The sequence below is a fragment of the Niallia sp. Marseille-Q9988 genome (assembly GCF_976954375.1).
The window spans coordinates 87802-112902 of the sequence record NZ_CDRJSZ010000009.1; the positions used below are offsets into that span (position 1 = coordinate 87802).

At 33.9% G+C, this 25101-nt stretch carries 25 protein-coding genes and 1 other annotated feature (1 of these 26 only partly in view); of the genes, 18 read left to right on the forward strand and 7 right to left on the reverse strand.

Translation table 11 applies throughout. The annotated features are described in order from the left end of the window. Positions 1-207 (forward strand) — a binding site (T-box leader); it begins 8 nt to the left of the window's first position. A 76-nt stretch (positions 208-283) separates the two neighbouring features. From proB to ACWNMZ_RS17065, 3 genes are all read left to right on the forward strand, one after another. Continuing rightward, positions 284-1381 (forward strand): glutamate 5-kinase, encoded by a 1098-nt coding sequence (gene proB / locus ACWNMZ_RS17055; RefSeq protein ID WP_251628759.1) that lies wholly within the window; start codon positions 284-286, stop codon positions 1379-1381. Positions 1382-1397: 16 nt separating this feature from the next. Further along, positions 1398-2645: a glutamate-5-semialdehyde dehydrogenase gene (locus ACWNMZ_RS17060; protein ID WP_031536772.1), complete on the forward strand. Its 1248-nt coding sequence runs from the start codon at positions 1398-1400 to the stop codon at positions 2643-2645. Between the two features lie 79 nt (positions 2646-2724). Continuing rightward, a complete protein-coding gene (locus ACWNMZ_RS17065; protein ID WP_251628784.1) occupies positions 2725-3624 on the forward strand; it encodes an AEC family transporter in 900 nt (299 codons plus the stop codon). A gap of 248 nt (positions 3625-3872) precedes the next feature. Here ACWNMZ_RS17065 and ACWNMZ_RS17070 read toward each other — a convergent pair whose 3' ends face one another. Beyond that, the gene (locus ACWNMZ_RS17070; RefSeq protein WP_449598710.1) at positions 3873-4958 is read right to left on the reverse strand and encodes an ISLre2 family transposase; all 1086 of its coding nucleotides are present in this window, start codon (positions 4956-4958) and stop codon (positions 3873-3875) included. Next, positions 4921-5217 (reverse strand): UPF0236 family transposase-like protein, encoded by a 297-nt coding sequence (locus ACWNMZ_RS17075; protein WP_449598699.1) that lies wholly within the window; start codon positions 5215-5217, stop codon positions 4921-4923. Before ACWNMZ_RS17075 ends, ACWNMZ_RS17070 begins: the two co-directional genes overlap by 38 nt. A gap of 272 nt (positions 5218-5489) precedes the next feature. Here ACWNMZ_RS17075 and ACWNMZ_RS17080 point away from each other — a divergent pair, with 272 nt between their 5' ends. The 7 genes from ACWNMZ_RS17080 to ACWNMZ_RS17110 all read left to right on the forward strand — a co-directional run bounded on the left by ACWNMZ_RS17080 (position 5490) and on the right by ACWNMZ_RS17110 (position 11672). Then, on the forward strand, positions 5490-5822 hold the full coding sequence (locus ACWNMZ_RS17080) for a PadR family transcriptional regulator (protein ID WP_235252140.1): 333 nt from the start codon (positions 5490-5492) through the stop codon (positions 5820-5822). Beyond that, the gene (locus ACWNMZ_RS17085; protein ID WP_031536777.1) at positions 5819-6463 is read left to right on the forward strand and encodes a DUF1700 domain-containing protein; all 645 of its coding nucleotides are present in this window, start codon (positions 5819-5821) and stop codon (positions 6461-6463) included. Before ACWNMZ_RS17080 ends, ACWNMZ_RS17085 begins: the two co-directional genes overlap by 4 nt. Before the next feature lie 95 nt (positions 6464-6558). Next, complete coding sequence (locus ACWNMZ_RS17090; RefSeq protein ID WP_031536778.1) at positions 6559-8058, forward strand: DUF4153 domain-containing protein; 1500 nt, start codon at positions 6559-6561, stop codon at positions 8056-8058. Between the two features lie 72 nt (positions 8059-8130). Continuing rightward, complete coding sequence (locus ACWNMZ_RS17095; RefSeq protein WP_031536779.1) at positions 8131-8745, forward strand: sigma factor-like helix-turn-helix DNA-binding protein; 615 nt, start codon at positions 8131-8133, stop codon at positions 8743-8745. A gap of 28 nt (positions 8746-8773) precedes the next feature. After that, positions 8774-9355, forward strand: coding sequence for an ATP-dependent Clp endopeptidase proteolytic subunit ClpP (gene clpP / locus ACWNMZ_RS17100; protein WP_031536780.1), 582 nt, complete (start codon positions 8774-8776; stop codon positions 9353-9355). A 133-nt stretch (positions 9356-9488) separates the two neighbouring features. After that, positions 9489-10679 (forward strand): class I SAM-dependent rRNA methyltransferase, encoded by a 1191-nt coding sequence (locus tag ACWNMZ_RS17105; RefSeq protein ID WP_235252139.1) that lies wholly within the window; start codon positions 9489-9491, stop codon positions 10677-10679. 204 nt (positions 10680-10883) lie between these two features. Then, positions 10884-11672 (forward strand): HAD family hydrolase, encoded by a 789-nt coding sequence (locus ACWNMZ_RS17110; RefSeq protein ID WP_449598700.1) that lies wholly within the window; start codon positions 10884-10886, stop codon positions 11670-11672. Positions 11673-11726: 54 nt separating this feature from the next. Here ACWNMZ_RS17110 and ACWNMZ_RS17115 read toward each other — a convergent pair whose 3' ends face one another. Then, positions 11727-12176, reverse strand: a complete 450-nt coding sequence (locus ACWNMZ_RS17115; protein WP_031536783.1) for an Lrp/AsnC family transcriptional regulator — start codon at positions 12174-12176, stop codon at positions 11727-11729. Positions 12177-12415: 239 nt separating this feature from the next. Here ACWNMZ_RS17115 and ACWNMZ_RS17120 point away from each other — a divergent pair, with 239 nt between their 5' ends. The 4 genes from ACWNMZ_RS17120 (at position 12416) to ppc (ending at position 17411) form a co-directional block, all read left to right on the forward strand. Next, the gene (locus ACWNMZ_RS17120; protein ID WP_231512529.1) at positions 12416-13030 is read left to right on the forward strand and encodes a YitT family protein; all 615 of its coding nucleotides are present in this window, start codon (positions 12416-12418) and stop codon (positions 13028-13030) included. 277 nt (positions 13031-13307) lie between these two features. After that, positions 13308-13688 (forward strand): hypothetical protein, encoded by a 381-nt coding sequence (locus ACWNMZ_RS17125; RefSeq protein ID WP_449598701.1) that lies wholly within the window; start codon positions 13308-13310, stop codon positions 13686-13688. Between the two features lie 218 nt (positions 13689-13906). Continuing rightward, positions 13907-14206: a heme biosynthesis protein HemY gene (locus ACWNMZ_RS17130; protein WP_031536786.1), complete on the forward strand. Its 300-nt coding sequence runs from the start codon at positions 13907-13909 to the stop codon at positions 14204-14206. 442 nt (positions 14207-14648) lie between these two features. Then, positions 14649-17411, forward strand: a complete 2763-nt coding sequence (gene ppc, locus ACWNMZ_RS17135) for a phosphoenolpyruvate carboxylase (RefSeq protein WP_031536787.1) — start codon at positions 14649-14651, stop codon at positions 17409-17411. A 67-nt stretch (positions 17412-17478) separates the two neighbouring features. Here ppc and ACWNMZ_RS17140 read toward each other — a convergent pair whose 3' ends face one another. Beyond that, positions 17479-17796 (reverse strand): thioredoxin family protein, encoded by a 318-nt coding sequence (locus tag ACWNMZ_RS17140; RefSeq protein ID WP_031536788.1) that lies wholly within the window; start codon positions 17794-17796, stop codon positions 17479-17481. Positions 17797-18303: 507 nt separating this feature from the next. Further along, the gene (locus tag ACWNMZ_RS17145; protein WP_048717398.1) at positions 18304-19665 is read right to left on the reverse strand and encodes an IS4 family transposase; all 1362 of its coding nucleotides are present in this window, start codon (positions 19663-19665) and stop codon (positions 18304-18306) included. A gap of 264 nt (positions 19666-19929) precedes the next feature. On the opposite strand from ACWNMZ_RS17145, the gene ACWNMZ_RS17150 reads away from it, so the two are divergent. Continuing rightward, positions 19930-20103, forward strand: coding sequence for a hypothetical protein (locus ACWNMZ_RS17150; RefSeq protein WP_449598702.1), 174 nt, complete (start codon positions 19930-19932; stop codon positions 20101-20103). 84 nt (positions 20104-20187) lie between these two features. Here ACWNMZ_RS17150 and ACWNMZ_RS17155 read toward each other — a convergent pair whose 3' ends face one another. Next, a complete protein-coding gene (locus ACWNMZ_RS17155; protein ID WP_235252136.1) occupies positions 20188-20982 on the reverse strand; it encodes an HAD family hydrolase in 795 nt (264 codons plus the stop codon). A gap of 165 nt (positions 20983-21147) precedes the next feature. Beyond that, positions 21148-22083, reverse strand: a complete 936-nt coding sequence (locus ACWNMZ_RS17160) for a MerR family transcriptional regulator (protein ID WP_031538683.1) — start codon at positions 22081-22083, stop codon at positions 21148-21150. Between the two features lie 247 nt (positions 22084-22330). On the opposite strand from ACWNMZ_RS17160, the gene ACWNMZ_RS17165 reads away from it, so the two are divergent. From ACWNMZ_RS17165 to ACWNMZ_RS17175, 3 genes are all read left to right on the forward strand, one after another. Then, a complete protein-coding gene (locus ACWNMZ_RS17165) occupies positions 22331-23491 on the forward strand; it encodes a metallophosphoesterase (RefSeq protein ID WP_035416573.1) in 1161 nt (386 codons plus the stop codon). A gap of 90 nt (positions 23492-23581) precedes the next feature. Then, positions 23582-24583: an LLM class flavin-dependent oxidoreductase gene (locus ACWNMZ_RS17170; RefSeq protein ID WP_449598703.1), complete on the forward strand. Its 1002-nt coding sequence runs from the start codon at positions 23582-23584 to the stop codon at positions 24581-24583. 110 nt (positions 24584-24693) lie between these two features. After that, a complete protein-coding gene (locus ACWNMZ_RS17175) occupies positions 24694-25101 on the forward strand; it encodes a hypothetical protein (RefSeq protein ID WP_031538679.1) in 408 nt (135 codons plus the stop codon).

Here is a 25101-nt window from a genome sequence, read left to right on the forward strand (position 1 = left end):
GAAGCGAAAGGACTAGTATGTGAGACGCTTTTATAAAAGAGAGTGAAGTTTATAAGCTGAAAGACTTCATTATAAAAGTTCACAGAACCTACCTTTCAAGTCCTATTACAATAGGCGCATTTCTTGCGTTATCAGACAGAGTGGAATCAATTGTTTGAATTGATTCAATAAAGGTGGTACCACGGAAAGCCCTTTTTCGTCCTTTTATAAGGAAATGAAAAGGGCTTTTTTCTATTTCTTTGTAAAAATAGGCGCAGGTTTACTAAAGTTCGGAGGAAATAACATGGAGAAAAAAAGGATTGTCGTAAAAATCGGAAGCAGCTCTCTCACAGATTCAAAGGGTGCAATCGACCAATCAAAATTAGGGGACCATATTGCAAGCATTGCCAATTTAAAAAATAATGGCCATGAAGTATTATTAGTTTCTTCTGGTGCTGTCGCGGCTGGTTTTGCAAAATTAGGCTATCCGACAAGACCAGTCACACTCAAAGGAAAGCAGGCTGCAGCTGCTGTAGGTCAAAGCTTATTAATTCAAAGCTATAATGAACAATTAAGTAAGTATGGCATAGTGCCAGCACAAATTTTAATAACGCGCAACGATTTTTCCAAGCGAGATCGATACCGAAATGCCTATTCCACGCTTACAGAATTATTAGAAAGAAATATTTTGCCTATTATTAATGAGAACGACACTGTATCTGTAGAAGAATTAACATTTGGAGACAATGATATGTTATCCGCTCTCGTTAGTGGTCTTATACATGCAGATCAATTGATTATTCTTACAGATATTAATGGTTTGTATAACAAGAATCCGAAAGAAGACCAATCGGCAAAACGAATTGATTATTTGCCGGAAATTACAGAAGTATGGAAAAACGCAGCAAAAGGTAGTGGATCAAAGGTTGGAACAGGAGGTATGAAATCAAAACTCATTGCAGCAGAAACAGCATTGTCATTAGGTGTAAAGGTATTCATTGGAAAAGGATCGGGTGAAAATAAGTTAATTGATATTATGGATGGTAATGGGGATGGAACTTATATTGGTTCCGATGCGTTAACATTGATTAATAGTAATCGTCAATGGATTTCACTGCATTCCACCGTACAAGGAAGCTTGTATGTCGATGAAGGGGCAGAAATTGCTTTGGTTCATAATGGGAGTAGTTTATTACCAGCAGGGATTTATAAAGTAGAAGGTATTTTTGAAAAAGGGAATGTAGTAGAGGTATTTGGTATAAATGGCATTATTGGAAAAGGTGAAGTGCTTTACTCTTCTGAAGAATTAAAAAAAATCATCACACAAAGAACGGCAGAAAAAAGACTGGATAAAAATCCGAAATTGGAAGTAATTCACCGTGATAAATGGGTGAAAATTTGACAAGGGAGAGATGAAAATGGGAGAGGTTTATCAAAAAGGTGAATTAGCAAAGAAAGCAAGCTATCAATTATTAAATAAATCAACAGATGAAAAGAATGATGCATTATTATTAATTAGTAATCAATTATTAGAAGATAAAGACTTGATTATGGCAGCGAATAAGGTCGATCTTGAAAAGGGAAAAGAAAACGGTCTTACTTCTTCTATATTAGATCGAATTATGCTGGATGAAAAAAGAATGAAGGATATGGCTTCCGCTTTAAAGGAGCTAGTGAAGCTGAAGGATCCAGTGGGTGTAGTAGTGGAAGAAATAGAAAAAGATAATGGTCTAAAAATACTGAAGAAAACAGTTCCAATTGGAGTAATGGGCATGATTTATGAAGCAAGGCCAAATGTTACCATAGATGCGGCAAGCCTTGCCTTGAAAACAGGAAACAGTATTGTCTTAAGAGGGAGTTCTTCAGCGAAGGAATCAAATATAGCACTTGTTCATTCCATTCATAAGGCACTTGAAAAATCAGCTTTGCCTAAAGAAGCTGTTCAATTAATCGAGGATACGAGCAGGGAAACGGCAAAAGAGCTATTCCATTTAAAAGAATTCTTAGATGTTTTAATACCTCGTGGTGGAAAAGGGTTAATTGAAACAGTAGTAAGAGAAGCAACTGTTCCTGTTATTGAAACTGGGGCTGGAAATTGTCATTTATATATCGATGAAACAGCTAATATCGACATGGCAAAAAAAATCAGCTTAAACGGAAAAACTCAGCGCCCATCTGTTTGTAATGCTCTAGAAACTATTTTAATAGAAGAAAAATGGTTTAAGCAAAATGGATTATCGCTATTACAAGCATTAGACAATAGAGGAGTCGAAATTTACGGTGATCAAACAGTTTGTGCTGCATATGAAACAGCAATAGAAGCGACAGAAGATGATTGGTATACAGAATATTCTGCTTTAAAGATTAGTATAAAGGTTGTAAAAGGAGTTATGGATGCAATCAATCATATTAATAAATATGGAACAAAACACTCAGAAGCAATCATTACCGAGAATAAAGAAAATGCAACTACTTTTTTAGCAGGAGTGGATGCAGCAGCAGTCTACCATAATGCTAGTACTAGATTTACAGATGGATTTGAATTCGGCTATGGAGCGGAGATTGGCATAAGTACACAAAAACTTCATGCAAGGGGACCAATGGGACTAAATGCATTAACATCTGTTAAATACTTCATTTATGGAGATGGGCAAGTCAGAAACTAACAGCAGGGTGGAAAAATTCTAGAAAGTGTAGACTCTACTTTTAGATGAAGCCATACATTAGGTAGATTGGATGATGATATTGGAGTATTTAAGTATTTTATTACCGATTTTCTTTATTTTCGCTGTTGGATTTATTGGGCAAAAGAAGCTTCATATTGACATTAAATCTGTATCAGCTGTATCTGTTTATTTAATGACACCATTATTGTCATTTAGTGTATTTTATGAAACAACTTTTACAATGGACTATTTGTATATGACGCTTTATGCATTAACTTTAGTGTTAGGTATTGTTGCTATTGTTTATGTTATTGGCTATTTTAGAGGGTATTCGGTTAGGAAGACATGTGGGATGATTTTATCTTCCGCATTTATGAACAACGGCAATTATGGCACACCACTTGTTTTATTCGTGTTCGGTGAGCCTGGCTTACATTATGCAGTTATTTTAATGGTTATTCAACAATTAATCATGGTGACGATAGGTGTCTACTATGCAGCGAAAGGTTCTGTTGACGACGGGAACGGAACAGATACCTTAAAGAAAGTGCTAAAGGTACCTGTTATGTATGGGGCGATATTAGGTACTATTTTTCATTCCTTGCAAATACCGATTGGAGAAACAATGCTAGAAGCTATTAAACTAGTTGGAAATGCAGCTATACCAACTGTGATGCTTGTATTGGGCATCCAGCTCGCTAATGTAAGTGTCAGAAAAATTGCCTATCGACCTTTATCCATCTCTTTGTTTTTAAAGCTAATTGTCTCGCCAGTTATTGCCTGGCTTCTGACATTCATTTTGCCAGTAGATGAGCTATTAAAGCAAATCATGATCCTACTTGCTGGAATGCCAGCTGCAGCAAACACGACACTTTACGCTGTTCAATATGGAACAGAACCAGATTTTGTTTCTTGTGCGACTTTATTTAGTACATTAGCTAGTTTAATAACGCTGCCTGTTATTTTATCTCTCATATAACTACACATCTATAAAATATCTTTTCGATATTTTATAGATGTGCTAATAAAACTCATTGAAGTTGAACAAGAATGATAAATCCTTAAACTTTAATCGAATGTAAAAATCTAATCAAGAGGGGGTTAATATGAGATTGAGTCAAGTTTTTGTGGGAGTTTTTTTTAGCTCCCTTTTTATAAAGTAAAACTTCTAATTTTGTATCCGTTTTCTAAATGTTTTCTTTCATCAAAATTTCGTCTTTTTCTTTTTTAAAAACCTTTTAATCCCTGTAAGGCAAAGTGAATGGGTTTTCCAATCGCTTGATTTAAGTATGGCAGGTTCTGACGCACGGTTTCTGTTACTAATTTTCTGGATATTTTTCTTTTCGGTTGATGTTCTTTCTTTGATGTATTTAGGCTTTTTTCTTTCTCCCATTTCCCATATATCGTTTGGATGGATAGGTCATCCTTCAATCCAATCCACAAACGTGCCATGCTCATGACCCCTTTTTTGCTCCATGCTCTTCCATTCTTTAATCGTTTGGCTAATTGATTCATCATTGCCTCTGCACTTCCCATTGGACGATACGCTGTCGTGTCCAAGCCTTTCTCCTGTAACCAACTACGGTAATCTTTTATGGTTTCCTGATGATGCGTTAAAAAGCCGAGGAAATGCTCTAGTTTTTCTTCTTCTTCTGGTGTATCCATTGTTCCTACTGCGCTATTCAACTCTAGAAGTAATGTTTCTACCTGGTAGTTTTTTAACGCTCTTTTCATGTAGCGGTATCGAGGATGGCTCTTCATTAGTTGCTTCATTGAACGAGCGACATGAAAACGATCCATGGTGAAAAAGGCGCGTTCCCGAAAATACTCTCGACATGCCGTTATCCAGCCTGCTCCATCGCCATTAATAATAAGCAAGGTTTGGGTAGGATCATACGCATAATTATTCTGTAAGAACGTTTCAAAGGCTTCCCAAAAGGGTTCTTTTCCTTCATAGAGAAAATGCCTTTTATTTCGGAGTCTGACTCGCTTTCCGTTTTCTTTCCATCCCTCGTGTACAGCGGCGAATTTCAACTCCCATCCACGCTTTTTCTTTTCTTGGCTCTTCACATATAATCCATCTACTTCGACGAACAATACCTTTTGAAAAGGGCGTTTTTCCTTAGCGGGAAGTACGTTTGTTTGAAGAAGATGTTGCCGTAATGCTTCATGGCTCATCGCCGAATAGCCTAAAAATTGTTCGAACGTTTCCACCGCCTTTCGATAGGAGGAGCCATTCGTCGCTAGTTCTAACCCCCATTCTTCTAGTAGTGGACTAAATCCCTTTATTCCCTTGAAACTGTAAGTAGTGATCTAACAGACAAATATATTTTTTGGTCACTCGATCGAAATAATAATTACGCTTCAACGCCACTGCTCCAAACGCTGTATCTACTCGTATTTCTCGCTTATCTCGTAAAGCAAATCTTCTTTTGTCTCGTTGCTGAGCAATCTCTTGATCCCAATTTTCTAATGTTTGAACAAGAATTTCTTGAAACGTCATTTGTAGTGTTCGAAATAAAGTTTTTTCCAATTCTTTTAATGATGGCATTTTTGTGTTACATTGATTCATGAGAGCCTCTCCTTTTCGTAGTTTTCTAGTCAAATTCTACTTTACAAAAGGAAGCTCTCTTTTTTAATGCTTAATTTTTTCCAGCTACCGCGCTCTCGCTTGGTGGCCTTTTTGTCTAGTTGGGGGACGAGTCCCCCAACTAGACAAAAAGGATATTTATTCTCCCACAAACATTTTACTCATACAAGGAATTGTAGCAAAATATTGCATTATATAGGTTTGGACGCTAAAATACTACCTATAGTACATTTTAATTCTAGGTAGGTGAAAAAATGTTTAACAGAGAATTGGTAAAAGGGAGTACCTCCTTAATCCTGCTCCAGCTTTTAGCAGAAAAAGAAATGTATGGATATGAACTTGTTAAAGAGATGGAGAGGAGAAGCGACTACTCTTTACAGGTAAAAGAAGGGACCTTATATCCTGCCCTACATAAATTGGAGAAACAAGAATATGTAGAATCATTTTGGAAAGAATCAGAAAAAGGGCCAGCGAGAAAATATTATCGAATAACAGAGACAGGTCTTCAAATCTTGGAGCAAAAGACCACTGAATGGAAAAATTTTGTGCAAACCATAGATAAAGTGATCGGAAGAAAAGGGCTATGATTTATTCAAAAGATTCCTTTATGAAACAACTTCGAGAGTTATTAAAGAACCATAATCAATCAGAGGAGATATGCATGGAATATGAGCATCATCTCACTGATTTGCTAGAAGATATTCTATTAAGCGAGCAGTGCACAGTAAAAGAAGCAATCCTTATCGCGGTAGAAAAGTTAGGCACACCTCAAGAAATTGCTGCATTATATCAAGAAGAACTAACCATGACAGCAAAGAATACGCAATGGAATTTCTTTTTGGCAAATTTAATATTCTTTACAGGTGGGATTGGTTTAACGATTATTTACCATCACATTTCGAATCCAATCATTAGTAGATTATGGTTATTTCTTACTAGTATTCCATTCTTTCTTATTGTGCTCTATTTATTTTTTTGGCTCTTACTAGGGTATGAAGTCGGGAAGGAATTTGGACTTGGTGGTAAAAAATTATTAATGAAAACGTTTTGTATCTCGTTAATTCCGAATATTATGTTAATGTGCTCAGTTGTTTTCAACATTATTCCCATAACCTTTTTTGATCCATTACTTACACCTGAATTTATCTTGATTTGTATCGCATTTACGATTATTTTGTACCCAATATGTTTTCTCGCATTTCGCTTTGGAACAACGAAGTCTATTTAAGTTGTTCTTCTTTATTCTACCTAGAATTACTTTGTATAATGGTGTTATTTTTTTAAATAACTATATAGAATTTCTATGTAAAGGAGAAGATGGAAATGAATAAGAAAAATAGTTTTTATTTTATCGGATGTTTATTGCTTGCCATTTTTGCAGAAGTGACATTATTTACAGAGAAAATTGGTATTTCTCTTAGCTTTTTTGTTGTCGCTTATTATGTTTTTTATTTTTACATGACGAAAAAGGAGACTCATACACATCGAATCGTTGGAATTTATATTTTTATATGTATTTGGACTTTAACTTTGTCTTTCGTTTTCGTTGCAAATCCACCTTTTTATGCTGTTAATCTGTTGGTCATCTTTCTGTTAATAGGTGTACATACAATTCTAATCACAAGTCCATCTTTTCTTAGTTGGAGCAATGTTGAATTCCTTTGGTACATGCAAAAGAAATTTTCCTCCTTATTTAAATTTAGTAGGTATCTTTCAATACTTGTGCGAAAAAGGATAAAGGAATATGAGAATGAAAGGAATTATGCTATAGCAAAAAGAATATTATTAGGAATTGTTATCGTATTACCAATATTATTTGTCTTAATTTTTCTCTTAAGTTCATCAGACCAGTATTTTAGCATTTTGATTGAAAAAATGATTACACATCTTGTATCGTTTAATATAGATAAAATAAGTATTTTCCTCCGTATCCTCTTAGTATTTGTTTTTTTAGTACTATGGATAAAAACAATTAGCAAGAAGTCAGTTATAATTTTGAAAGATAAAAAGGAAATAAATAGGAGTTGGGAACAAGCGACCTTATTAACAATTTTAATTTCTATAAATGGATTGTATTTGTTTTATACAATATTTGAGTTTCAATATTTTTTTAATGATGTATTAATGAATGGTTTTACCTATGCAACTTATGCAAAAAGAGGATTTTTTGAGTTGATTATTGTAACGATTATTAATATCTCAATCACCTTATTAGTCAATAGATTTAGTAAAAGTAGAACCATCTTAATAAAAACTAGTTTATCCTTACTAATTATTTTCAGTTTTATAATTCTTTTATCTGCACATTTGCGATTAAGCTTATATGAACAGGCTTACGGCTACACATATTTACGATTGTTTTCCCATTCCTTTATTTTCCTATTAGCAGTGTTATTTGCTTTTACGATGATTAAGATTTGGATAGAAAAAATTCAGCTTATGCGCATTTTTTTGCTGCTTGCATTGTTATATTACTGTGGGCTTAATGTAATTGATGTGGATCGATTTATCGTTAGTAAAAATTTAGAGCGATTTGAAGAGACAAATTTAATCGATTTACAATATATTGAATCACTATCCCTTTCTACAGTTCCTGTTCTAATGAATTATTACGAAAGAAATCGAGAAATGAATAGCATAAAACATGTATTACTCGCAAAAAAAGAACTTCTTGAAAAAAGAGATGTAAAGTGGCAAAGCTATAACATGATGGAAGACCGAGCAAGAAAGTTGCTTGCATCAATGAACCTAGATGATGAAACGGCAGAAAATGAGAATGGAAAAAAGTATCGATTAGAAGAAAGCAAAAATGAAAAGAAATAAATGTATTATCCCCGTATCTTTTTTGCTTTTTCAAACGTTTAATATATAAACAGCCAAAGGAGGGATGAAAGGATGAGAGGGGAACTACCAGATATAAACGAACTGTATCGAAAACTCGACCTTTATTGTCAATATCTTTCGATGGACAAATGGGAACGGGAAGATTTAATCCAAGATTCTCTTTTAAAAGCGATAGAAAATTATAAAGAGCAAGATATTACACCGGCATTACTAAAAAAAATAGCCAGAAATAAGCGAATCGATAAGCAAAGAAAAAAGAAAGACCTAATTGGCATCCAAGCAAAAGAAATAGGAATAGAAAAAAATAGTTTAACTTCCATGATACTTGCTGAATATCTTGCTGAAAAGCTGACATTAAAACAAGGTATCGTATATATGCTTGTGGAAGGATTTCAATTTCGTTTGAAAGAGGTTGGCGAGCAACTAAATATGAGTGAGACTGCAGCTAAATCAGTTTTATTTCGGGCAAGAACTCAATTAAAAAAAGATGGCTCTTCTGGAAAACTTCATCTAGAAGAAAATAGAGATGCACTTAGTTACCTCTATTATGAAGTTTTAAAAAAGGAAGATCCAGCTATATTGTTTAACTTCATCTATAAGGAAAGCGTATTAGCGAAACAAGTGAAAAAATATCCGTCACATCATTCCATGCTTATGGCAGCTTAAACACTTTATTAAAATGGGAGCGAAAAAAATGAGCACGATTCCATATGTAATTGAACAATCATCAGGTGGAGAAAGATCCTATGACATCTATTCAAGATTATTGAAGGACAGAATTATCATGCTAGGCGATGAAATCAATGATGCTGTCGCCAATAATATTGTCGCACAATTGTTATTTCTCGCGGCCGAGGATCCAGATAAAGATATTTCCTTATATATAAATAGTCCAGGAGGATCAACTTCAGCTGGCTTTGCTATATTTGACACGATGCACTATATCAAACCAGATGTTCGTACGATTTGTACAGGAATGGCAGCCTCCTTTGGTGCGTTATTGCTCCTTGCTGGCGCGAAAGGAAAAAGATATGCCTTGCCGAATAGTGAAATTATGATTCATCAGCCATTAGGTGGTACAAAGGGGCAAGCAACAGAAATAGAAATTTCTGCCAGAAGAATAGTGAAGCTTAAAAGTCATATAAATCAGATTATTGCAGATAAAACAGGTCAGTCTATTGAAAAAATAGCACATGACACAGAAAGAGATTACTTTATGAGTGCAGAAGAAGCAAAAAGTTATGGGATTGTAGATGAAATCATTACCGCAAAATAAAAGAAACAGAGGCATCCTGCTAATTATAGGATGCCTATCTATGTGAATACCCTCTAGCACTAGCGTCTATCATCATTTCATGTATAATAGAAAAAGAAATAAAATATCAGCTCTGAAAGTAAAAGGTGACAAAATGGATATTGTAACAGTACAAATTGAAACTCCGTATGAAAAAAACCTCCTAAATGGTAATCCCTTATTATATAAAGACGCTATTGCATCTACCAACAGTCTAGAAGAAGGGCAAATAATCGATGTCGTAACAAAAAGGAATAAGTTTATTGGCAGAGGATATTATGCCATTCAAAATAAAGGAATCGGCTGGATTTTATCGAGAGAGCAAAACATTCCTATTGATGCTTCATTTTTTAAAAGGAAATTGAAGAAAGCGATTGATAGAAGAGTTTCCTATTTTAAAGATACAAATACAACAGCTTTTCGTATTTTTAATGGAGAAGGGGATGGAATTGGTGGATTCACTGTGGATTCTTATAACAAATATCTTTTAATACAATGGTACAGTATTGGAATTTATAAATACAAAAGCTGGATTGTAGAATCGTTACAACAATTATTAGATGTGGACGGGATATACGAGAAAAAAAGATTTGATCAAAAAGGAACTTATTTAGAAGATGATGATTTTGTGAGCGGCAAAAGAGGGGAGTTTCCCATTACTGTATTAGAGAATGGTGTTAAATATGCGGTAAACTTAAACGAAGGAGCTATGACAGGGATCTTTTTAGACCAACGAGATGTGCGTAGAACCATTCGCGAAAAATATGCGCATGGTAAAAACGTTCTAAATACCTTCTCTTATACTGGTGCATTTTCCGTGGCCGCAGCAGTTGGTGGCAGTAAATCAACAACAAGTGTTGATTTAGCGAATCGCTCCAAACAAAAAACAGCAGATAACTTCTTACTAAATGAAATAGATTTAACGAGTCAAAACATTATAGTAGAAGATGTTTTTCATTATTTTAAGTATGCAGTAAAGAAACAGTTTTCCTTTGACATGGTCATTCTGGATCCACCAAGCTTTGCTCGTTCCAAAAAACATACTTTTCGAGCAGCAAAAGACTATACAAATTTACTTAAGGAAGCAATTGCGATTACTAATAATGATGGAATCATTGTCGCTTCCACTAATTGTGCTACTATTGATATGAAAAAATTCAAAAGCTTTATCGATGCAGCCTTTTCCCATCAAAAAGACAGATATCAAATTTTAGAGCAATTTGGCTTACCAAATGATTTTGCCAATATAAAAGATGTAAAAGAGAGTAATTATTTAAAAGTCGTTTTTATAAAAAAACGCAAATGATATTTTAGAATATTAATGTACTGGATAGGTACTGTTAAAAGGATTTTGCATAAAGATTGCAGAATCCTTTTTATTTAAATATAGGGTTTACGTAATCGTAAAACGTTTGTAATCTATTAAAGAAGGTAACTTTTTCTTTTATTCTATTTGAAAAAGTAATTTTTCAATAAATCATCGCTTACATAAAAAAGGAGAACGTGGAGAATGACAATTAAAGCAATTCTATTTGATTTAGATGACACGTTGTTATGGGATAAAAAAAGTGTGCAAGACGCTTTTTTAAAGACATGCAAGCTTGCAGAAGAAAAATTTAATATTTCTGCCGAACATTTAGAAGAAGCGGTTCGCAAAGAGGCAAGAGCTCTATATGAAGGATATGATACCTATGCTTTTACGAAAATGATTGGCATTAATCCATTCGAAGGACTGTGGGGAGAATTTCTTGAAGAGCATGCTTCATTTCCAAAAATGAGAGAGATTATTCCGATTTATCGAAAAGAGGCATGGACAAAAGGTTTGCTAGCATTAGGAATTGATGATCCGAAATTTGGAGAGAAATTAGCAGAAGCTTTTCCAGAATACAGAAAGCAATCGCCACATGTTTATGAGGAAACCTTTTCTATTTTAGATCAATTAAAAGGAAAGTACTCCTTATTATTATTGACAAATGGTTCCCCTCATTTGCAAAATACAAAGCTATCCATTACGCCTGAAATTTCTCCTTATTTTGATCATATTGTCATTTCTGGGGATTTTGGAAAAGGAAAGCCTGACCCGTCCATCTTTGAACATGCTGTTTCACTACTTGGTGTAGATAAGTCGGAATGTTTAATGGTGGGAGATAATTTGATGACAGATATTAAAGGTGCGAATAAAACGGGAATTAAATCAGTCTGGATAAATCGGGAGCATGTAGAAAAAAAGGAAATTCAGCCTACTTATGAGATACATGATCTTCATGATTTATTGCCCATTTTGAATAAGAAAGATTAAAAGTCTGGTAATCATAAGCGATTAAATATGCTTATGATTACCAGACTTTTCACCTTAATCTTCTGGTTGGTCATTTGGCAATATATGTCTGTAAGGAACTGGGGATGCTAAAATGACTGATGTATTTATCGCTCCATACGGGATAAGTCGATCAACTAAGTTTCTCATCCCATCTATTCCTGAAACAGCTGCTTTTATAGTATAGCTTACAGGTCCAGTCACCCGATGACATTCAATAATATCTGTTTCTGATTTGATGAATTCCTCAAACACATGTGGTTCTTCTTTAAGCTCGCTAATTTGAATGAATAAGAGGGTTTCTCTGCCTAGTTTTGCAGGCGATATTCTCGCACTGAACTCTAAAATAATTCCTTTTTCTTGCAGTCGCAACAGCCTTTCAGACACACTTGGACGGCTTAATGCTAATTTTTTGGATAAATCACTAACCGTAATTCTGGCATCTTCCTGTAAAATTTTAAGTAATTGTATGTCAACTTTATCCATTTCAATAAATGCTCCTTTTTGCAAATTGAATGTATTAGTATAATTATTTATGCGAATTTGAGGGTGTACAGGGTAAATACATTCAGATTGGTATGTAAAATTGCTTCGATATATTCTATCATTATATATGTAAGAATTCCACAAAAAAACCACATATTTTTATAGGATTTCACCCATGAATCCTCAAATTACTATTCCACTTACTTTACGTTACTTTAGGAGTGTTATATTTGAAAAAAATGACAGTTATGATGTTCGGATGTTTTCTTACGTCATTTGGTTTGTATTTATTAAAAGGCTCGTCCATCGTTACAGGAGGAACAGCAGGTCTGGCATTAAGTGTATCTTATTTGCTACCTATTTCTTTTTCCATTTTATTCACCTTAATAAACATCCCGTTTTATATACTGGCTTATTTTAAAATGGGAAAGAAGTTTACATTTTCAACAATATTAGCCGTATCCTTAGTTACTTTATTTTCTTCTTTACTCCCAATTATTCTTCCATCCATAGCTTTTTATCCTTTATTAGGTTCGATTATGGGCGGATTCATTATTGGGATAGGAACGATTATTTTATTTATGAATGGCTCTTCATTAGGAGGAGCACAGATTTTGTCTATTACTCTTCAAAAGCAATTTAACTGGAATATGGGGAAGACAAATTTTATTTTTGATACAATTGTTATTTTGATTGGTCTATATAGTGTAGGTATAGTTAGAGGCTTATATAGTATAGTGTCTGTGTTTATTATTTCCTTTATGATGAGTACTTTTAAGGAAAAAATAGCGCACCGAAATACAGTCAAAGGTAGTGTAGAAACTAGTACGGTTGTAGAAACACATTCTGTTTAAGAATCAGAAATTTAGAAAACCTTTCATAAATTTCCTGCGATTAGAAAATTAAAGGAGATATGAAAGGTTTTTTATTTAGGCTGTCTCCTTCCTAGAATGGCGAGTAAGGCTTGTCGGTTGCCCCATGGAAATCAAAGTGTAGTCATGCTGCTGGTCTTAGAAAAATATATTTGTATTTTCAGTATAATTATAAGAAAAATAATTGACAGTGATAATCATTTTCATTTAAAATAAAGACAAATAATATAAAGAAAAGATTAGGAAGGTGTAAGATATAGTGAAAAATGATTTCATTGTTTTAACTCCATTTCAATATATGATCGAATGTACCTGTCCTAGACCTGAACATACATTCATACTTGATTTACATAAAGGGGATATTATTACAGTTACAGAAGAAAAAAAGTATGTAGATTCCCTTGGTTGGCTTCTACTCGTTATGATAAATGATTATAGTTTCTTTATGTTTGTTGATGAAATAGAAGAATTTATCGCAAATAAAAAGATTACCTCATTACTAGATCTGGAATTGAGAATGAATTATTTAGACTATAAAGTCAATGAGTCTTTAGATGTTTTAAATAAAGAGAAATTTGACGTATTTGCAAGAGAATTAAATGATTTAAAGGCCATTCAAAAAGACCTTGCAATGATTTAATTAGTATCATTTTATTAGCGATCCAGGTTTGTTAATGGGTTGCTTTTTTATTTGCTTTTTTAAGTGCACCTAAGACATTCTAACGATTCCTATGCAAATAAGAACCATTTAGGAAAATTGCTGAAAAAGGCTTGAATATTTGCAAACATCTCTTTGGGAGATTACAATGGAATAGTATTTAGAAGAAGGCAAGGTTTTGCTTTAGGAGGAATATTTAGATGAAAGTCAAAATAAACAGACACGCAGTAAAAGTACTCAATCAAATGCTAGAAAAGGCGGAAGAAGGCGAAATGATTCGTGTATACATAACAGAGAATCATGGAAATCATGCACATTATGATTTGAAATTGGACCAAAAGACCGAGCATGATGAAGTTGTTCAGTCTGATAAAGACATTCCGATCTTATTAGATACAAGAGATGCTGATTTCTTGGATGGCGTATGGATTCAATATTTTCATGTTCCGCAACCAGGTTTTACAATTTATAACCCAGCGAAAGAACATCATCATCATTAAAAAAAGAGGAAGTGGAAACACTTCCTCTTTTTATATAATAAAACACATAACGCTAGTGCTTGTTTTCATCCTGTTATAAATGTGATATAATTTGCTTCTAAATGGAACATGTACCAAAAAAAATCCGTCAATTTTCAGTTATTTTTTGAAAATGGGTTTACACATTAAATTATTTAGGTTATATAAATTATGTAATATAGATTTGGAGCCCAAAATTAAATTTTACCAATTTTTTCTTATTACACGCGCCAGCGATTGGAATATAAATCCATTTTAAGTGTATTTCCGAATGAATAATATAATTATTAGATGGATTATCTGTAATCTATCTTTTCTATCTATTAATAATTGATTTTAGTTAATGAATTTTTAAAAGAATAGTGATACGATTAATGATAATAGAGTAGTTAATTAAAAATTTAGATTAAGGGATGGTAATCTAATGACAACAAAGATAAAAGGAAATGAGAGTAGTTTACCTTTGCGAAAAGATGTAAAACACCTCGGAAATATTCTTGGTGAAGTACTTATCCACCATGGTGGTCAAGAATTATTAGAGAAGGTTGAGATCATACGTAAGTTAGCAAAGGAACTGCGCGAGACAAACAATGAACATACATATAATCAATTAAAGCTTGAAATGGAGCAATTAGAAAAGCCTGTACGTCGACAAGTTATTCGAGCATTTTCCAAATATTTTCATTTGGTGAATGTAGCTGAATTAAACCACCGTATTCGTCGCAAAAGAGAATATCAATTAAGTCAGGAAAAAGGCGTCCAGCCATATTCCATTGAGCGTGCAATTATGGCATTTAAACAAAAGAATTTATCGGAAGAAACGATTCAAGAGGTGCTAAATACCCTTTCATTAGAATTGATTATTACTGCACATCCGACTGAATCAACAAAACGTACGATTCTAGAAAGCCAAAAAAGAATTGCAACTATCTTAAAACAACTTGATAATCCGATGCTGACAAAGAAAGAACGACAACATTTCAATGATGATTTATTTGAGGAAATTACCATCATGTGGCAAACGGATGAGCTTCGTCAAGAACGTCCTACTGTAATGGATGAAGTAAGAAATGGGCTGTATTATTTTGAACAAACTTTGTTTGATGTTCTTCCGGAAATCCATCAAGAAGTTCAAGATGCACTTCAAGAAAACTATCCTAACTTTGAATGGAAAGTACCTAATTTTCTATGGTTCGGTTCTTGGATCGGTGGAGACAGAGATGGTAATCCGAATGTAACTCCAGATGTTACATGGCAAACACTTCATAAGCAAAATGAATTAGTAATTCAAAAATACATCGGTGCAGTCGATGAATTAATGAAGAAATTTAGTCATTCCACTAATCGAGTGAAAGTTAGTTCGAAGCTAATTCAAACGATTATGGAAGAAGAACAGCTATATTTGACTCCTGAAAAGAAATGGCCAGTAGAAAAAGAAGTATACCGCAGAAAGTTTTCAATTATTTTAGAAAGATTAAAAGAATATGGGAAATCTGAAAAAGGCTATGTTAAAGCAGAAGAATTGTTAGAAGATTTATACATAATTCAAGAAAGCTTTGCACTACATCAGCCGAAAGCTCATCAGCAAAAGGATTTGCAAAAATTAATTCGTCAAGTGCAATTATTTGGCTTTCATTTAGCAACATTGGATATTCGAAACCATAGTGGAGAACATGAATCTGCAATCGATGAGATTTTGCGCAAAGTTGGCATAACAGATGATTATAAAAATCTACCTGAAAATGAAAAATTAGGTATATTGGAGTCTGTTTTAAAAGATCCTCGTCCGATTCTTTTGCTAAACGAAGACTACTCAAAAGAAACACAGGAAATGATTAGTACTTTTACGATGATTAGGGAAGCTCATAAAAAATTTGGTGAGCGTGCAATTAATGTTTATTTAATAAGTATGACACGATCACCAAGTGATATTCTTGAGGTGCTTGTATTGGCAAAAGAAGCGGGAATTTATCGCTTACATGCTGATGGAACAGTTGAAAGTCATTTAAATGTTGCACCATTATTAGAAACAATCGAGGATTTAATTGCAGGTCCAGAAATTGTGGAAACTTTATTTCGTATGCCAGTATATAGAGAGCATTTAAGACGGCATAATGACCAACAGGAAATTATGTTAGGATATTCTGACGGAAGTAAGGATGGCGGTACATTAACGGCGAACTGGAAGCTATTTAAGGCACAACGAGAGATTCACCAAATGGCAAGCAATTATCAAATCGGCTTGAAGTTTTTCCATGGCCGCGGTGGTTCCCTTGGTCGTGGCGGCGGTCCTTTAAATAAAAGCATTCTATCTCAACCAGCTGAAACATTAGGGGATGGAGTAAAGATTACAGAACAAGGGGAAGTATTATCTTCTCGTTATTTGTTGGAAGATATTGCTTATCGAAGCTTGGAACAAGCAACGTCGACATTGTTAATGGCAATTGCTCATATCTCGAAGGATATTAGTGAACATAAAGAGGAAAGAAGCCTTTGGGAAAGTTCCATGGAAGAAATATCTGCTATTTCTTTGGCAAAATATCAATCACTAGTATTTAATGATCCTGATTTTATGACCTATTTTAAAGAAGCGACACCTTTAAACGAAATAGGAAACTTAAAAATTGGTTCTCGACCAATGAGTAGAAAAAATAAAACTACATTTGAAAATTTACGTGCCATTCCATGGGTATTTGCATGGACTCAAAGTAGGCAATTGCTACCTGCATGGTATGCTTCTGGTACTGGTCTTTCTGAATTTGCAAATCAAAAGCAAGGCAATATTGAAATTTTAAAGCAAATGTATGCTAAGTGGCCATTCTTCCGATCCACGATTGATAATTTACAAATGGCTCTAATGAAAGCAGACTTAACAACTGCTAGAGAATATTCTTCCCTTGTTGAAAATGAAGCTATTGGTAATCGCATTTATCAAAATATTAAAGAAGAATATGATAAGACAAAGGCAATATTACTCGAAATTACGGGAATTGAAGAATTACTTGATCATACGCCGACAATTCAAGAATCTGTTTATAGAAGAAACCCATATGTCGACCCATTGAATTTCTTCCAAGTAGAGTTAATTAAACAGCTTCGTGAACAAGAAATACCGGATAAGGAATTAATGAATCAAGTGCTTCTAACGATTAATGGTATTGCTGCAGGTTTACGCAACACTGGTTGATTATAGAGTAGAAAAGGCAATAGAAAAGACGAGAAGGGAATTCTTCTCGTCTTTTCTATCAAAAAATTTACTTTTGTGCTGTCAAAAATTCTTCTACTTGTTCTGGTGTTTTTGCATTGGCACTATGTAGGTGACCTGTTTTTTTGCCATCTTTAAAAATTAACAGACTTGGAATTCCCATTACGTCATACTTTTCAGCTATTTCTGGTAATTCATCCTTATTAAGGCTATACCAGGTTTTATCGTTATTAGCTTCCATAATTTCCCCTATGAACATATCCATTCTTGTGCAATCTGGACACCAAGTGGTAAAAAACTTTACGATATTTGTTTCGCCATTGTTAATGATTTCTTCAAATGTTTCTACTGTTTTAATTTCCTTCATATTCAAAACTCCTCAACCTAAATTTCCCTTTTAACTATTAATAAGGTAATATCCTTTATTATACACTTTAGATTTATTTTTTTCCTTTTAAAAGCATTAACTTTCGATTTGAAAAACTTATAAGCATTTTATTTGCAATATAACTTAAGAAAGACAAGAATATACAAGGTAGGAGAAAAAGGTAGTACTGTTATAACAGAAAAAATATATTGAAATAATATTATTGATTTATCCTGTTATCTTATTGGTACACTTTTTTCGTTATAATAAAGGGTATGTTGTCATATGATAAAAAGGGTCAATTTTGTGGTTTCAAGTAAGAGGAGGTTACAAATGAGTACAACAAAAATAAACATTTCACCAGTAGAAGGTACGTACATACGATTAATTTTAGCAATAGAAAATATGGATAAAGAGAAATTAGTAGATCTAGGCGATTCCTATTTACTGAAACTGAATAAGAAGAATAAAAGTGGCAATGAGCTATATTTTTCTATGCTTTTTAACTCAACTTTCGCATACCAAATTAGGCAGGTAAGCTCTGATATAACTAGGCAGACCTGCAATCCATTGTGATAGTTGATTTTTAAGTAATTGTTGTGTTTGTTTATTGGTTTTCTTCAAGACATCTTGAAGAAGCTCGATTAATTGCTGCAATGCGACAGCCCAATCAAGTTCATTTACTTCATCACAAAGGTCATAAAATAAGCCACCTAATGTGCGTTCATCTGTGTGGCAACGATTTTGCCAAGATAGAATGATGTATCTAGTAAAAACTATGGTTGTATGACTGATAAGTAAGTCATAGGAGCGTCCTTGAAATTCTTTCTGTAAGCGAAGAAGCGATTTTGTCGTCTTAAAAAACACTTCAATATCCCAACGAATCCCGTAAATACGGACGATTTCTTGTTCGGAAAGAGTGCAATCTGTGCTAAGAATCGCGAGCCATTCGCTTTTCTTATTACGATTTTGAACGAACACGACTTTAACGGGTACACCGTTTTTCATCGTCGTCATGACGGAACGAAGAAGCCCTTTCTTTCCTTGAAGTGGTGACGCTAACCGATAGAGTTCTTTTAATGAAACCATTTGACCATTCATTTGATAACGTTGCTTTGCATTTTTGACCATACCAATAACGTCAAGCCCTTGTTCGACGATTGCCTGAATCAAAGGTTGTTGAGTAAACCATGTGTCCATCAACACGTAAGAGGCCTCGATTCCACTGGATAATGCCCGTTCAATCATTGATGGGATTTGATCAGGCGCAGACTGGAGAGCTTCAACACGACGCTTATAACCAGAACATCGTTTATCCATTTCTTCGTTGATTCCATTAATAGAAGAGGTTTTTGAGCTTAGTAAAGAGAAGTCAACAGGCATGAAGGTATGCCCATCTGACCAGCCTAATGTAAGCATTCGAAATCCTTTATAAAATCGCATTTTCAAGGAAGCATGATCAAAACAACGGGCAAGCAATTCCACGTTCTTACTACGATTTCGATCAAATGTAGAGTCATCAATAATAAGCACTTTCGGACGGTCCATTGATGTAAGCACACTGACCTTTTGAATGGTAGCTGTACTAAAGAATAAAAGAAATTTCCGCCAAGCAAACTTGGAATGATTTAAAAAACGATAGACGGTATCCTTACCCGGATAACGCTCGCTCTTTTTTGAAGTGACAAGGGCAAACCAATTTTTTTGATGAAAGATTAGACTAAAAACAAGCTGAAACAGATAGGCACATGAAAACCCAAAGTTTTTTCGAATACCCGCTTGGCGAAGGTACTTCGACACTTGTAATTCAGAGAATACGGCAGAAAGTTCATTTGGTAGTTGCTCATTCGAGTGTTTTTCCTTTATCATAGAGAAGGCACCTCTTCTTTGTGGTAATGGTTTCTAGTCAATTCCACTATACCAAAGATTGAGGTGCTTTTTCTGTTTAAAAGTAATTGTCAAGCACCTAAAGTGAGCGTTCTTAAAGCTTTGATAGACCTAAAACAAGGTCGATTTTCAAGGTGCGAAAGTTGAGTTTTTAATAAGAAGCTAATAAATAAAGTTGGAAGAAGCACAAATCCAACTGTAACAATTACCAAAAACAAAAATCTTATTTCACTTGAGATTACAATCATGCTTGATTTAACAGAGCCAATAAAAGAAGAAAATTATTATTTTATAAAAAGAGAGTTTGCAACAACGCCTGCATTTGAAATTTCTTACAAAATGAATGAAGAATATTACGATAAGAAAATTTTGCAGCATCTAAATGGCGAAAATGTAGGCGAGAATAGTTCGGAAGTGTAATAAAAGGGTCAGTCTCCAGTGGATAAGGAGTCTGACCCTTTAAAATTTTGAAAAAGTCTTTAGACAGCAGTATTATGTAAAATTTTATTCTTTAATCAATCCTAGCCATTTTAACCCATTATAAATTCCGGAATCTGTTACAGAAGTTGTTTTATGTTTTGCATAAGAAAATAACATTTCATGAGCATTTCCCATTGCAAAGCCTTCCCCTACTACTTGCAACATTTCTTTATCGTTAAGACCATCTCCAAAGGCGATGGAGAATTCCTTCTCAATCCCTAATCTTTTTAGAATCAGTGACACGGCAAATCCTTTATTGACTTTATCACTTATTACATCATAGGAATGTCTAAATCCATCGATATTTACTTGGGATAAATGAATATCAGGAAATTCTTCGTATAAGGCAATATCCTTTTCTTTTAAGTTCACAACTGTAATTCCAAGGATATTTTCTTTCTCATCAAGTGTAAATGTTCTATTTTGCTTAAGATGGAACTTCTTGCTAAATTGCTTCGTCATCTCCCCGTCAGGATGAGAAAGAAGGTTATGTGTATTTGTATATAAAATTAGTTCATTTCCTTTATCATTTGCAATTTCTAAGTATTTAGTTACTAAGTCAGGACTCATTGGTTGTCTAAATACGTCTTTACCATTATGTATAGCGTAAGCGCCATTGTAGCCAATGAATGATTTTATCGCAAGTGTTTCCCCTATATGAGATATTTCGTGTAATGGTCTTCCAGTAGCTAAGAAGACTTCTAATCCTTGTTCCTTCATTAACTGAACTGCTTTTTTGGTTGAGTCTTGAATCGTATCATCCGGTGTGAGGATCGTCCCATCAATATCAAGGAATAAAATTTTATAATTTGTAGACATCTTGACCTCCAATTAATACATACTAATACATTTCTTCACTACCATACTATCATATAAAATGACCAAAAGAAAAAGAGTAAGCAAATTTGAAAAAAGTTTGCTTACTCTTTAAAGAAATTTTACGTAGCTTTAATGATTTTGCATAAATAGTCTAATAAAATAAGATTACCAAATTTTCCACCACTGTCTCTTTTTTTCATGAGAGGCAGCTGTATGACGGAAGGTTTGCACTAATTCTTGAAAGTTTCTTTCTCTTTGTTTAATTTCTTTATCTATTTGTTCTCTTTCTAAACGAAGTGTTTCCATTAAATATTGATCATTTTCGTTTAGTTGTTCAACTGTTTTATTTAATTCTTCATTAGATTTTGAAAGGTTTTCAATCATTGATTTCATTTCTTTGGTAGAAGACACATTTGATGTCCATTGTTTAGAATATGTTTTTCTTTCTGCTTTTGATATTTGTGAAAGTTTTTTTATTTTAGAGCGAATTTCTTCATATTCTATCGCTGTTTTTTCTGTATTTGTATGTAATAGTTCTGAAAACTCCTCTAAATGTTCAGTCGTTGTTTCCTGTGTTTTGTTCACAGTATCTGTAATGTGATGAATGGCTTCTTCATTGCCTGCTTTTATTTCCTTTGTAATTGTTTCTAAAACTTCTTTTTTAATACCATTTCTGATTTCCCCTTTGACCTCTTCTAGAAAATCTTGTTTATAATTTTCCAAGGAGGATAGCAGCAATCGGAAGTTTTGTTCCGCTGTGTACGGATAATTCGATTCTAGTGTGTCGTTAGTATTTTTTTTAAGTACTTCAATCGAAGTATTTTCGTTTTGCTCTGCTTTATCTTCTTCTTTACTTTCTTCTTTTTTAGGTCGATTAATTAGCATCGTTAATGATTCCTTCACTTCTTTTGTTTTCCTTTTTTCTTTATATAAATTTTTGACTTCATGAAGTAAAGTAATTTCTTTTTCTGTATAAATACGTGCACCTGTTTTTGTTCTTGGTATCATGATTATTCCTTGTAAGTCCTTTTCCCATTGTTTTAACATTGTTGGGGTTGTCGTAAGTTTTTTTGATGCTTCCCTTATCGTATATGCCTTCATTTCTCTCTCTCCTTTGTAATTATCACCGTAATAGAACATCTCTACCGTAATATTTATAGAACTGTTAAGAAATTTCCTGCAACAAGACAAAAGCTATCAAAACTTCTAATTTGTTGACAATTTTCCCGATTTTTCTAATACAGGGAATCATTTTGTAGAATCCGATTGTGATTACTGTGTAGTTCTAACCTCATCTGTATAAACTAAAAGAATCGAAGGAAAGCTGGGAAAAAGGGGAGATAGCCAAATGAAAAAGAAATTATTATTTATTCTTTCCATCACACTTATCCTTTTTATGCAACTAAATGTTATCCAAATAGAAGCAATTAGTGAAACATTGAAGGAACCTACCGTTAAACTTCGTATATTAGAAACGACGGATATTCATTCTTATTTACTGGATTATAATTATGAGAAAAAAAAGAAAACGATTGAATATGGATATAATCGAGTGGCAAGTTTGATAACGCAAGCAAAAAAAGAACAAAGAAATACATTATTATTTGACGTAGGAGATGTTATAAAGGGAAGTCCATTGGCGGAGTTTGTTGCAAGTTCTCCGATGTTTTATTCGAACGACATTCATCCTGCATATAAAAGTATGAATTTATTGGGATATGATGCAGCAACAGTTGGAAATCATGAGTTTAATTATGGTCTTGATTTTCTTTTAAATACATTAAGGGGGGCAGATTTCCCATATACAAATGCGAATATATATGTAGATGATCGCAATGAGTATGAACAAGACGACATCCATTTTTTTCAACCATATTTACTACTGGATAAAGATGTAGTAAATGAAAATGGAGAAATGGAAAAGTTAAAGGTGGGAGTAATTGGACTTATTACGCCAATAACACAAGTTTGGGATAAGGAACATTTTGAAAATAGATTAATTATAAAGAATATGCGAAAAACAGCAGAAGAAATTGTACCTCAAATGAAAAAAAAAGGTGCTGATATAATAATTGCGTTAGTACATGCGGGATTGTATTCTGATCAGAATTATAGACCGAAATCAGGAAATAATGTTCGAGATATTAGTAAGGTGGAAGGAATTGATGTCATTCTTTATGGCCATACCCACGGCATCTTTCCGGTAAAGGGGGCAAAGGGGCCGAAAGGTGTGAATCATGATAAGGGATTAATCAATGGAAAACCAACTGTACAAGCAGGAAATTGGGGAAATCATTTAGGTATTATCGATTTAACACTTCAGAAGAAAAAAGATAAATGGATGATAAAGGAGTCCAAATCAACAGCAAAGCCGATTATCCGGATTATTAAAAAGAAAAAAATACCGATTGTGTCTCCGATGCCACAAATAGAATATATTCTGTCAAATTATCAGAAAGAAACATTGGAATATATGAATAGCAAGCAATTATTGAATCATTTAGAGTGAGAGGCTAAACATCCTTATACAAGCAATAAACTTGAAGACTAAAAAAGTCAGTTATAGTATGGAAGGAGATAAAGGAAGGGATGAGGGATTATGGGAAAAACTCTGAAAGATATAAAGTTCTCTGTACTTGATTTAGCACCAATAAAAGAAGGCAGTAATGCTACAGAAAGCTTTAAAAATAGTTTAGAGCTTGCTCGCCATGTTGAAAAATGGGGCTATAACCGGTATTGGGTTGCAGAACATCATAGCATGCCTGGAATAGCTAGCAGTGCAACATCAGTTTTGATTGGCTATATAGCTGGAGGAACAAGTAAAATAAGAGTTGGTTCTGGTGGTATCATGCTTCCGAATCATTCACCATTAGTTATTGCCGAACAATTTGGAACGTTAGAATCCATGTATCCTAATCGAATTGATTTAGGTTTAGGTAGGGCACCTGGAAGTGATCAGTTGACTGCAAGGGCTTTACGTCGTTATCCAAGTGATGGAAATGACTTTCCTGAATTAGTGGAGGAATTAAGTACGTACTTAAAATCACATGAGGAAACTAGATTGCCTGTAAGAGCAATTCCTGGAGAAGGATTGGCAATACCGATTTGGTTATTAGGATCCAGTGATTTTAGTGCGAGATTAGCAGGAAGTCTTGGTCTTCCATTTGCTTTTGCAAGCCATTTTTCACCAGATTATACAGTGCCTGCTCTCAATACCTATTATAATTCGTTTACACCGTCGGATAAATTGAAGCAACCTTATGCAATGGTGGGGGTAAATATTATTGCGGCAGACACAGATGAAAGGGCAGAATTTCTTGCAACTTCTTCACAACAGCAATTTTTAAGTCTAATTCGAAACAATCCGACCCAACTAAAGCCGCCGGTTCCAAATATGGAAGCACTGTGGACTACTTATGAAAAATCGATTGTACAGAAGCAACTTAAAGCTTCTATTATTGGTTCGGAGGAAACGGTCGCAAGAAAATTACAAGCGTTCTTAGATGATACGCAAGCAGATGAAATGATAATAAATACCCAAGTCTATTCCCAAACAGATCGATTACGTTCCTATGAGATAGTAAAAAAAATAGTGATGTAATCATTGCCAACAAATACAAAAGGATATCATTTCATTTTGTACTTATTTTTGTGTATGATAAAGCTATAGGTTAATTGTATAGCTTTTGTAAAAAGTTGGAGGGAATTGCAGTGAAAACAACCATGAATTTGGTTAATAAAGATAAAATACAACAGATTTTAAAAGAAATGGTCGATTATGCATATGAAAATATAAAAGGAGAAGAGGTCTTGCTCTGCATGGAATGCTGTGATGTAGATTTATATGTTGCTGCAGACTCTTATGAACCTTTCATAGAAGCACTAAAAGAGAATTTTGAATTGGATGATTTAGGTGAAATTATCGATAGGGAAGCTTATCATCTATTAATGAGGGAACTGGATGAATATTACGTCGATTTACACGTGAAATCTGGCTATTATGATTACTTCCCAGCAGGGGTTTATGAAGTTAACGGAAGAGAAGAGGAATCAGAAACAAATATCCTTGCCCCTAAAGGCGTTTTTTTTGCACCTTTTGAAGATGCGGTAAATGAATAG